Source organism: Pectobacterium fontis, from assembly GCF_000803215.1.
Taxonomy (GTDB): Bacteria; Pseudomonadota; Gammaproteobacteria; order Enterobacterales; family Enterobacteriaceae; genus Pectobacterium; species Pectobacterium fontis.
Genome location: NZ_JSXC01000024.1, coordinates 96,427 through 107,978 on the forward strand (window position 1 = coordinate 96,427; position 11,552 = coordinate 107,978).

Sequence of the window (11,552 nt, forward strand, 5' to 3'; positions counted from 1 at the left end):
GGAATGTCGATGTTTGAGCGCGTATCGTAAACCCACTTTTCAGGGCTGTAACTTTCATACTGTCTGACCCCACATCAGGCCCGGAGGAAGAAACAATAATAAAAGCTGTGTGGGCAAATTTGTGAAAAAACAAAGACCTGTCAATCTGGAATTGCAGACGATCCAGTTTCCCGTTACTGCGATAGCCTCTATTCTTCACCGCGTCTCCGGCGTTATCACTTTTGTCGCTGTCGGCATTTTACTGTGGCTGTTAGGGACTTCTCTTTCTTCAGAAGAAGGGTTCCTGCGTGCTGCGGAAATGATGGATAGCTTCATCGTCAAGTTTATCGTTTGGGGCATCCTCGTTGCGTTGGCTTATCACATTGTTGGTGGTTTACGTCATCTATTGATGGATTTTGGTTATATAGAAGAAGACCTTGCCGCAGGTAAGCGTTCTGCAACTCTCTCCTTTATTATTACTGTCGTGCTTTCAATTTTGGCTGGAGTCCTCGTATGGTAAGCAATGCTTCTGCGTTAGGACGCAATGGCGTACACGATTGGTTACTGATTCGCGCTTCCGCCATCGTCATTGTTCTGTATGTAATTTATATTATTGGTTTTGTTGCTACGGCTGGCGACATCACGTATGACATCTGGCGTGGTTTCTTCTCCATGGCCCTCACCAAAGTATTCACACTGCTAACGTTATTTTCCATTCTGGTTCATGCCTGGATAGGGATGTGGCAAGTGCTGACCGACTACATTAAACCGCTAGCCTTACGCCTGACGTTACAGTTGGCGATTGTGGTCGCGCTGTTGGTGTACGTCATTTATGGAACTATTGTAGTGTGGGGTGCGTGATGAATTTGCCAGTCAGAGAATTTGATGCTGTTGTTGTTGGTGCGGGTGGCGCAGGTATGCGCGCCGCGCTGCAAATCTCCCAAATGGGCCTGTCCTGTGCCCTGTTATCAAAAGTTTTCCCAACCCGTTCCCATACCGTGTCTGCGCAGGGCGGTATTACCGTTGCGCTGGGTAATACCCATGAGGACAACTGGGAATGGCACATGTATGACACCGTAAAAGGGTCTGATTACATTGGCGATCAGGACGCGATCGAATATATGTGTAAAACCGGCCCGGAAGCGATTCTGGAACTGGAGCACATGGGGTTACCGTTCTCCCGTCTGGACGATGGCCGCATTTATCAGCGTCCGTTCGGTGGGCAGTCCAAGAATTTTGGTGGCGAGCAGGCCGCACGTACCGCGGCGGCGGCTGACCGTACGGGCCATGCACTGTTACATACGCTGTATCAGCAGAACCTGAAAAATCACACCACTATTTTCTCCGAGTGGTATGCCCTCGATCTGGTGAAGAATCAGGATGGTGCCGTTGTTGGCTGTACGGCTATCTGTATCGAAACCGGTGAAGTTGTCTACTTCAAAGCAAAGGCAACCGTGCTGGCAACGGGGGGGGCGGGGCGTATTTACCAATCCACGACCAACGCGCACATTAATACAGGTGACGGCGTGGGTATGGCATTGCGTGCTGGTGTGCCATTGCAGGATATGGAAATGTGGCAGTTCCACCCGACCGGTATTGCCGGTGCGGGTGTGCTGGTCACCGAAGGTTGTCGCGGTGAAGGTGGCTACCTGCTGAACAAGCACGGTGAACGTTTCATGGAGCGCTATGCGCCGAACGCGAAAGATCTGGCAGGACGTGACGTGGTTGCGCGCTCCATCATGATTGAAATCCGTGAAGGCCGTGGCTGTGATGGTCCATGGGGGCCACACGCTAAGTTGAAACTCGACCATCTGGGTAAAGACGTACTGGAATCCCGCCTGCCGGGTATTTTGGAGCTGTCACGCACCTTTGCTCACGTCGATCCGGTTAAAGAGCCGATTCCAGTTATCCCAACCTGCCACTATATGATGGGCGGTATTCCGACCAAAGTGAGCGGTCAGGCGTTAACAGTGAATGAGAAGGGTGAAGATGTGGTGATTCCTGGGCTGTTTGCCGTAGGGGAAATTGCCTGCGTCTCGGTTCATGGCGCTAACCGTCTGGGCGGTAACTCACTGCTTGACCTGGTGGTATTTGGTCGTTCGGCGGGTATTCATCTGCAAGAATCTCTGGAAGAGCAGGGCGCCAGTCGTGATGCCAGCGATTCCGATATCGACGCGTCGCTTGACCGTCTAAATCGCTGGAATAATACCCGCTCTGGGGAAGATCCGGTTGAAATCCGTAAGGCGCTGCAATCCTGCATGCAGAATAACTTCTCGGTATTCCGTGAAGGTGATGCGATGGCGAAAGGGTTGGAAGAGCTAAAAGTGATCCGTGAGCGTTTGAAAAATGCGCGTCTGGATGACACCTCAAGCGAGTTCAATACTCAGCGTATCGAGTGCCTTGAACTGGATAACCTGATGGAAACCGCCTATGCGACAGCGGTTTCTGCCAACTTCCGTACCGAAAGCCGTGGCGCACACAGCCGCTTCGACTATCCTGAGCGTGACGATGAGAATTGGCTGTGCCATTCGTTGTATCTGCCGCAAACCGACAGCATGACACGCCGTGAGGTGAACATGCAGCCTAAACTGCGTCCGGCGTTCCCGCCGAAAATACGTACTTATTAATTGCGGAGATCAAACGATGAAACTCGAATTTTCTATTTATCGTTACAACCCGGATGTTGACGATGTTCCGCGGATGCAGGATTACCAGTTAGAAGCGGAAGAAGGTCGCGACATGATGCTGCTGGACGCGCTGATGCTGTTGAAGGAGCAAGACCCGACGCTTTCATTCCGTCGTTCCTGCCGTGAAGGCGTCTGTGGTTCCGATGGCGTTAACATGAACGGTAAAAACGGGCTGGCCTGTATTACCCCCGTTTCCACGTTACGGCGTGGAAATAGCAAAATTGTTATCCGTCCTTTACCTGGATTACCGGTTGTACGTGATTTGGTAGTGGACATGGGACAGTTCTATGCTCAATATGAGAAAATAAAGCCTTACCTGTTGAATAATGGGAAAAATCCACCAGCGCGTGAGCATCTGCAAGCGCCGGAACAACGTGCCAAGCTGGATGGGTTGTATGAATGCATTATGTGCGCCTGTTGTTCAACGTCTTGTCCATCGTTCTGGTGGAACCCGGACAAGTTTGTGGGGCCAGCGGGGCTGTTGGCGGCGTACCGTTTCCTGATCGACAGCCGTGATACGGAAACGAAGCCACGATTGGACGATCTGGACGATGCGTTCAGCGTGTTCCGCTGCCACGGCATCATGAACTGCGTCAACGTCTGTCCGAAAGGGCTGAACCCGACGAAGGCGATCGGTCATATTAAATCGATGTTGCTGCACCGCAGTGCGTAATGCGTTATTGCATAAGAATTAAGTCGTAAAGCATGTTGCTCCCTCTGACGTTGCTATGCTTCAGAGGGAGCGCAGGAAACCTTTAAAAACCGGCTTACGCGCCAGAACCGGTTTTTAAAGGTTCCTTAGGGGGATGGATACTCTAAGTAGCGCGTACCGAGGTACGGCGAGTGAACCGTTTGTATGGCACACTTATATACGGACACTAATTACGTGTTAACCACGGCGAAAACTGAAGCTTATTAGCTTAAGGGATCATAATGCAGAACGGCGCGATGAAGGCCTGGCTGGATTCCTCCTATTTGGCGGGTGCGAATCAGTCCTACATAGAGCAACTCTATGAAGATTTTTTAACCGATCCTGACTCGATCGAACATAGCTGGCGCTCGATCTTCCAGCAACTGCCTACGAGTGGGGTCAAACCGGATCAACTCCATTCTAAAACGCGTGATTATTTCCGCCGTCTGGCGAAAGATGCTTCGCGCTTTACCTCCTCTGTCACCGATCCCGATATTGATGCTAAGCAGGTCAAGGTATTGCAGCTCATCAATGCGTTCCGTTTCCGTGGGCATCAGCAAGCCAACCTGGATCCGATCTTCCTGCGCCCTCAAGAACCTGTTGCAGAATTGGATCTGGATTACCACAACCTGACGCAGGATGATTTACAGGAATCCTTCAATGTGGGGTCTTTTGCTATCGGCAAAGACACCATGAAGCTGGAAGATCTGTATGAAGCCCTGAAGCGCACCTATTGCGGCTCTATCGGTGCGGAATACATGCATATCACCAGCACGGAAGAGAAACGTTGGATCCAGCAGCGTATCGAATCCGTGATGGGGCAGCCGTCGTTTTCTTTAAAAGAGAAACGCCGTTTCCTGCAAGAGTTAACCGCAGCCGAAGGGCTGGAACGCTATCTGGGTGCCAAGTATCCGGGTGCTAAGCGCTTCTCGCTGGAAGGCGGTGACGCACTGGTGCCGATGCTGAAAGAACTGATTCGCCATGCGGGTGCGAATGGCACGCGTGAGGTTGTATTGGGGATGGCGCACCGTGGCCGTCTCAACGTACTGATTAACGTATTGGGTAAAAAATCACAGGATCTGTTTGACGAATTTGCCGGTAAACATAAAGAGCATTTGGGCACGGGTGATGTGAAATATCACCAGGGTTTTTCGTCTGAATTCGAAACTGCTGGCGGTCTGGTGCATTTAGCGCTGGCCTTCAACCCCTCGCATCTGGAAATCGTTAGCCCGGTTGTCACGGGGTCGGTTCGTGCCCGTCTCGATCGTTTGAATAGCCAAAGTGGCCCGCGCGTTCTGCCGATCACCATTCACGGCGATGCGGCAGTCAGTGGTCAGGGTGTTGTGCAGGAACTGTTGAATATGTCAACAGTGCGCGGTTATGAGGTGGGCGGCACGCTGCGTATTGTGATCAACAACCGCATCGGTTTTACCACGTCTAATCCGTTGGATATTCGTTCAACCGAGTACTGTACCGATATCGGTAAAATGGTGCAGGCACCTATTTTCCACGTTAACGCCGACGACCCTGAAGCGGTAGCGTTTGTCACGCGTCTGGCGTTGGATTTCCGTAATGAGTTTAAGCGTGATGTATTCATCGATCTGATCTGTTATCGCCGCCATGGCCATAACGAAGCCGACGAGCCGAGTGCCACGCAGCCGATGATGTACCAAAAGATCAAAAAGCATCCAACCCCGCGTAAGGTCTATGCCGATCGTCTGGAGAAGGAAAAATCCATCACGTTGGAAGATGCGACGGAGATGGTTAACCTGTACCGCGATGCATTGGATGCGGGTGAATGCGTGGTGGAAGAGTGGCGTGAAATGGATATGCAGTCCTTTACCTGGACGCCGTATCTGAACCATGAGTGGGATGAGCCTTATCCGCACGCGACGGAAATGAAGCGCTTACAGGAACTGGCCAAGCGTATCAGCGAAGTGCCAGAAGGGATTGAGGTGCATCCGCGTGTTGCCAAAGTTTATGCTGACCGTGCTGAAATGGCCGCGGGCAATAAACCGTTTGACTGGGGTGGAGCCGAAACGCTGGCTTATGCGACGCTGGTTGATGAAGGTATTCCGATTCGCCTGTCTGGTGAGGACAGCGGTCGCGGTACGTTCTTCCACCGTCACGCCGTCGTGCACAACCAAAAAAATGGTTCCAGCTATACGCCGTTGAGCTATGTTCATAACGGGCAGGGTGAGTTCAATGTGTGGGACTCCGTATTGTCTGAAGAGGCGATTCTGGCGTTCGAATACGGCTATGCAACCGCAGAACCCCGTACGCTAACCATCTGGGAAGCGCAGTTTGGTGACTTTGCCAACGGGGCGCAGGTGGTGATCGACCAGTTCATCAGTTCCGGTGAGCAGAAGTGGGGGCGGATGTGTGGCCTGGTGATGCTGTTGCCGCACGGTTATGAAGGACAAGGTCCAGAGCACTCGTCTGCCAGACTGGAACGTTATCTGCAACTGTGCGCTGAGCAAAATATGCAGGTTTGTATTCCGTCAACGCCTGCACAGGTGTATCACATGTTGCGTCGTCAGGCGCTGCGCGGTATGCGCCGTCCACTGGTGGTCATGTCGCCGAAATCCCTGTTACGCCATCCGCTGGCGATCTCTTCACTGGAAGAACTGGCGAACGGCGCCTTCCAACCCGCGATTGGTGAAATAGAAGAATTCGATCCGGCTGGCGTGAAGCGTGTCGTGCTTTGCTCCGGTAAGGTCTACTATGATTTGTTGGAACAGCGTCGTAAGAACGAGCAAAAAGATGTCGCGATCGTCCGTATCGAACAGCTTTATCCGTTCCCGCATCAGGCTGTTCAAGCGGCACTGGAACCGTTTGCCCATGTTCATGATTTCGTGTGGTGTCAGGAAGAGCCGCTGAATCAGGGAGCCTGGTATTGCAGTCAGCACCATTTCCGTGAAGTGATTCCGTTTGGGGCTTCTTTACGTTACGCAGGACGCCCGGCGTCTGCATCACCCGCCGTTGGCTATATGTCCGTACACCAGAAACAACAGCAAGATCTGGTCGATGACGCGCTGAACGTTGATTAAATAAAAGGATAGATAATGAGTAGCGTAGATATTCTTGTACCCGACCTGCCTGAATCCGTCGCTGACGCCACTGTTGCTACCTGGCATAAAAAACCAGGCGATAGCGTTCAGCGCGATGAAGTACTGGTTGAAATTGAAACTGACAAAGTTGTACTGGAAGTGCCAGCCTCTGAAGCAGGCATTCTGGATGCGGTGCTGGAAGAGGAAGGCGCAACGGTCACGTCTCGCCAACTGCTGGGCCGCATCCGTCGTGGCGACAGTTCTGGCAAAGAAACCAGCGAGAAGTCACAGAGCAAAGAATCGACACCCGCACAGCGTCATACCGCTGGGTTGGAAGAAGAGAGCAGCGATGCGCTTAGCCCGGCGATCCGTCGCCTGATTGCAGAGCACGATCTCGATGCGTCTGCGATTCAAGGCAGCGGCGTTGGTGGCCGAATTACCCGTGAAGACGTCGATAAGCATTTGGCGGCGCAGAAGAAAGAGCCTGGCAAAGCAGCGGCTAAGTCTGAGGCACCGGCGGCTTCTCCGGCTCCAGCATTGGGGGCGCGCAGTGAAAAACGTGTACCGATGACGCGTCTGCGTAAGCGCGTTGCAGAACGTCTGCTGGAAGCGAAAAACAGCACGGCGATGTTGACGACGTTCAATGAAATCAACATGCAACCTATCATGGATCTGCGCAAGCAGTACGGTGAGGCGTTTGAGAAACGCCACGGTGTGCGTCTGGGCTTCATGTCCTTCTACATCAAAGCCGTAGTTGAAGCGCTGAAGCGCTACCCAGAAGTGAATGCCTCCATTGATGGCGAAGATGTGGTTTATCACAACTATTTCGATGTGAGCATTGCGGTGTCTACTCCGCGTGGTCTGGTAACGCCAGTGCTGCGCGATGTGGATGCGTTGGGGATGGCCGATATCGAGAAACGTATCAAAGATCTGGCAGTGAAAGGCCGTGACGGCAAACTGACGGTGGAAGAATTGCTGGGTGGTAACTTCACGATTACCAACGGCGGTGTCTTTGGTTCTCTGATGTCCACCCCGATCATCAACCCGCCGCAGAGTGCGATTCTGGGCATGCATGCCATTAAAGATCGCCCAATGGCGGTGGATGGTCAGGTGGTTATTCTGCCGATGATGTATCTGGCGCTGTCTTACGATCACCGCTTGATTGACGGCCGTGAGTCCGTTGGCTTCCTGGTGACGGTGAAAGAGATGCTGGAAGATCCAGCGCGTCTGCTGTTAGACGTCTAGTCCGACAGACAGACACATTCCTTTTGGGCGGATGACCCTGACGGTTTCCGCCCAAAACGGTGTACCCGATTAAGTGCTATGCATGCCGTGTTATCTCAGCGGCGTTATCCAAATATATCAGAGAGTTATTGGCGCTTTTCTCTACCAAAAGACTCGGTAATGAAAAACCGTCTGCCGACTTATCTCCAAACCTAAATGGATAGAACATCATGAATTTACACGAGTATCAGGCAAAACAACTCTTTGCTCGATATGGTTTACCGGCACCGACCGGCTATGCCTGTACCACTCCGCGTGAAGCGGAAGAAGCTGCGTCCAAGATTGGCGCGGGGCCGTGGGTCGTCAAATGTCAGGTTCACGCAGGCGGTCGCGGTAAAGCAGGCGGCGTTAAGGTCGTGAGTAATAAAGAAGATATTCGCGCTTTTGCTGAAAACTGGCTGGGTAAAAAGCTGGTGACTTATCAAACGGATGCGCAGGGTCAGCCGGTTCATCAAATTCTGGTTGAAGCGGCAACGGATATCGACAAAGAGCTTTATCTGGGCGCGGTTGTTGACCGTGGCTCGCGCCGCGTGGTGTTCATGGCATCCACCGAAGGTGGCGTAGAAATTGAAAAAGTGGCGGAAGAGACGCCGGAGCTGATTCATAAAGCGGCGATCGATCCACTGGTCGGCCCGCAACCTTATCAGGGGCGTGAGCTGGCCTTTAAACTGGGCTTGAGCGGTAAGCAAGTGGCTCAGTTCACCAAGATCTTCATGGGGCTGGCGACGCTGTTCCTTGAGCGAGATCTGGCGCTGGTCGAGATCAACCCGCTGGTTATCACCAAGCAGGGCGACTTGGTGTGTCTGGATGGCAAACTGGGGGCGGATGGCAACGCGCTGTTCCGTCAGCCTGAGTTACGTGAAATGCGTGACCCAAGCCAGGAAGATTCCCGTGAGGCGCATGCGGCGCAGTGGGAGCTGAACTATGTCGCGCTGGACGGCAACATCGGCTGCATGGTGAACGGTGCCGGTCTGGCGATGGGCACGATGGATATTGTGAAGCTGCACGGTGGTTCTCCTGCGAACTTCCTTGATGTCGGCGGCGGCGCGACGAAAGAACGTGTGACGGAAGCGTTCAAAATTATCCTGTCTGATGATAAGGTAAAAGCTGTGTTTGTTAACATCTTTGGTGGCATCGTGCGCTGCGATTTGATCGCTGATGGCATCATCGGCGCGGTCGCCGAAGTGGGCGTTAACGTACCGGTTGTGGTACGTCTGGAAGGAAACAATGCGGAGCTGGGTGCCAAGAAACTGGCGGATAGCGGCCTGAATATCATCGCCGCGACCAGTCTGACAGGTGCTGCTCAGCAGGTTGTCGCAGCCGTGGAGGGGAAATAATGTCCATTCTGATTAATAAAAATACCAAAGTGATCTGTCAGGGTTTTACCGGTAGTCAGGGGACATTCCACTCTGAGCAAGCGCTTGCTTACGGTACGCAAATGGTGGGGGGCGTGACGCCGGGTAAAGGCGGCACAGAACATTTGGGGCTGCCCGTATTTAATACGGTGCGTGAAGCGGTAGAAGCGACAGGCGCAACCGCCTCTGTTATTTACGTTCCTGCACCGTTCTGTAAAGACTCTATTCTGGAAGCGATTGACGCTGGTATCGAACTGATTATCTGTATCACCGAAGGTATCCCGACGCTGGATATGCTGACGGTGAAAGTGAAACTTGACCAGAGCGGCGTGCGGATGATCGGTCCAAACTGTCCAGGCGTGATCACGCCGGGCGAGTGCAAGATCGGGATCATGCCGGGTCATATCCACCTGCCGGGTAAAGTGGGTATTGTTTCTCGTTCTGGCACGCTGACGTATGAAGCGGTGAAGCAAACGACCGATGCCGGCTTGGGTCAGTCTAGCTGTGTTGGTATCGGCGGCGACCCGATCCCTGGCTCTAACTTCATCGATATTCTGAAGCTGTTTGAACAGGATCCGCAGACAGAGGCCATCGTGATGATCGGTGAAATCGGCGGTACAGCGGAAGAAGAAGCGGCGGCGTACATTAAAGAGCATGTGACGAAACCCGTTGTTGGTTATATCGCGGGTGTGACGGCGCCGAAAGGCAAACGTATGGGTCACGCTGGTGCAATCATCGCGGGTGGTAAAGGGACGGCTGACGATAAATTTGCAGCGTTAGAAGCGGCAGGTGTTAAAACTGTTCGCAGTCTGGCGGATATCGGTGATGCTGTAAAAGCGATATTAGCGCGTTAATCGGTTATTCAATTAAATACGCAGGCCACCTTCGGGTGGCTTTTTTTGTTCAAATTTGACGCTGAGGCCAATCGGCGCAATTGAATTACGCATGACTTTTTTAGGGATTTATTGGATAATTCGTGCGCCTAAAAGGGCAATTAGTGATAAGCAGAAATGATGATTATCTCATTGAGTTCATATGAGCAGGGAATGATTAATTAATTTGCCTTAAGGGGATGTTGTGTGAAAGGAAATATAAAAGCGCTGATCTTGGCATTATCTGCATTTACCTGTGCGGCCAGCGCGCAGTCTATTAATATCGAAGTGCTAAGTGCGACAGTAAAAGATAAAAAAATTGATGATGCCGCTGTTATTATACAGAAGAACGGTGCACAGTCCGTGACCGCACGCTCTGATGTCACAGGCCGCGCGGCACTCAACGTGCCGTTCGATGTCGATCAGGATAGCTTGCTGATTATTAAAAAAGAGGGATATTCCGATCTGGTGGTTAAATGCCCATGTGATGGAATGACCTATGCGATTAGCCCAGTAATGAAAAATCTGGATGGCATGCGGATCGTATTAAGCTGGGGTGAAACACCTTCCGATTTGGATTCCCACCTTATTTATTCGGATAATCATATTTATTTCAGTCATAAAAATGGACGCGATGCTAATCTTGATGTTGATGACACCGATAGCTTTGGTCCGGAAACGATCACCATTGATAAAAAGCACTTAGGCGAAAGTTATATTTATGCCGTTCAGGATTATTCGAACCAAAATAGCGTTAATTCATTAGCGCTTTCGGCAAGCAGGGCTAAAGTATTTGTTTATGTCGGGAGTTCACTGGTGCGAACGTATTCCGTTCCATTGAATAAGTCGGGGAATATCTGGACGGTTTTCCGCCTTAACCCTAACGGTGATTTTGAGGATATCAACAGTGTCACCGGAACCGATTTCAGGCAAGTGAATTCAGGCGTTGACGCTTTGCCAGCGGTACTGAATTCAACGCAAACGGCGCTTACTGCAGATACATCCGTTACGGGAAATTCTACGCTGGCAAAAACGCTCAACCGTGACGGCGAAGCTGCCTATGGACGCGGTGAGTTAGAGCAGGCCACATCGCTGTTCCTGGCCGCGATCGATCAGGATAGTACATTTGGTCAGGCATACAGCAACCTGGGGCTGGTTTATCACAAGCGGGGCAATATTGCCGAAGCGATTTGGGCCAACCGTAAGGCGATTGCGCTAGCGAATGGTAGCAACGCAGCAACCACGCGTGCCAGTTCGTACTACAACATCGCAAAAATCTACGAAAATGCAGGGCAATTCCGCGACGCACTTCAGCATTATGAGCTTGCGAGAAGCCAGAAAAGTAATACCGTTTACGATAAGGCCATTGAACGCATGAAAGCGAAGATGTAATCGACGTTTTATTGCGGATACCGGTAAGCGGAGGCCTTTTGGCCTCCGCTTTGGCATGTGGCGTAGCCAGCAGGCTATACTCAGGAGGGACGTACAAGGGAAATTCACCTGAAATTTGATAAAAAATGCGGCGCTTTTGCCCGTAAGAAAAACGAAAACGTTGACGCCAATAGAAGATAAAAAATCATGTGAATAATCGATAATGGAAAGTAAAAATTATATTGCTGAGTTAATTTTAATTA

Annotated in this window: 9 protein-coding genes; all 9 read left to right on the top strand. The window is 51.6% G+C overall.

The features are described 5' to 3' along the window. Nucleotides 1-109 precede the first annotated feature (109 nt). The 9 genes from sdhC (at nt 110) to OI69_RS08000 (ending at nt 11,310) form a co-directional block, all read left to right on the top strand. Nucleotides 110-499, top strand: a complete 390-nt coding sequence (gene sdhC / locus OI69_RS07960) for a succinate dehydrogenase cytochrome b556 subunit (protein ID WP_039348440.1) — start codon at nt 110-112, stop codon at nt 497-499. Next, complete coding sequence (gene sdhD / locus OI69_RS07965) at nt 493-840, top strand: succinate dehydrogenase membrane anchor subunit (RefSeq protein WP_039348441.1); 348 nt, start codon at nt 493-495, stop codon at nt 838-840. Before sdhC ends, sdhD begins: the two co-directional genes overlap by 7 nt. After that, nucleotides 840-2,606: a succinate dehydrogenase flavoprotein subunit gene (gene sdhA / locus OI69_RS07970; protein WP_039348443.1), complete on the top strand. Its 1,767-nt coding sequence runs from the start codon at nt 840-842 to the stop codon at nt 2,604-2,606. The genes sdhD and sdhA overlap by 1 nt, the downstream gene beginning before the upstream one ends. A gap of 16 nt (nt 2,607-2,622) precedes the next feature. Beyond that, nucleotides 2,623-3,339: a succinate dehydrogenase iron-sulfur subunit gene (locus OI69_RS07975; RefSeq protein WP_039348445.1), complete on the top strand. Its 717-nt coding sequence runs from the start codon at nt 2,623-2,625 to the stop codon at nt 3,337-3,339. A 260-nt stretch (nt 3,340-3,599) separates the two neighbouring features. Further along, a complete protein-coding gene (gene sucA / locus OI69_RS07980; RefSeq protein ID WP_039348447.1) occupies nt 3,600-6,407 on the top strand; it encodes a 2-oxoglutarate dehydrogenase E1 component in 2,808 nt (935 codons plus the stop codon). A gap of 15 nt (nt 6,408-6,422) precedes the next feature. Then, complete coding sequence (gene odhB / locus OI69_RS07985) at nt 6,423-7,652, top strand: 2-oxoglutarate dehydrogenase complex dihydrolipoyllysine-residue succinyltransferase (RefSeq protein WP_039348449.1); 1,230 nt, start codon at nt 6,423-6,425, stop codon at nt 7,650-7,652. 209 nt (nt 7,653-7,861) lie between these two features. Then, nucleotides 7,862-9,028, top strand: a complete 1,167-nt coding sequence (gene sucC / locus OI69_RS07990) for an ADP-forming succinate--CoA ligase subunit beta (RefSeq protein ID WP_039348451.1) — start codon at nt 7,862-7,864, stop codon at nt 9,026-9,028. Further along, complete coding sequence (sucD, locus tag OI69_RS07995; protein WP_014914674.1) at nt 9,028-9,900, top strand: succinate--CoA ligase subunit alpha; 873 nt, start codon at nt 9,028-9,030, stop codon at nt 9,898-9,900. Before sucC ends, sucD begins: the two co-directional genes overlap by 1 nt. Nucleotides 9,901-10,125: 225 nt before the next feature. Beyond that, nucleotides 10,126-11,310, top strand: coding sequence for a tetratricopeptide repeat protein (locus tag OI69_RS08000; protein WP_039348452.1), 1,185 nt, complete (start codon nt 10,126-10,128; stop codon nt 11,308-11,310). The last annotated feature ends 242 nt before the right edge of the window (nt 11,311-11,552 follow it).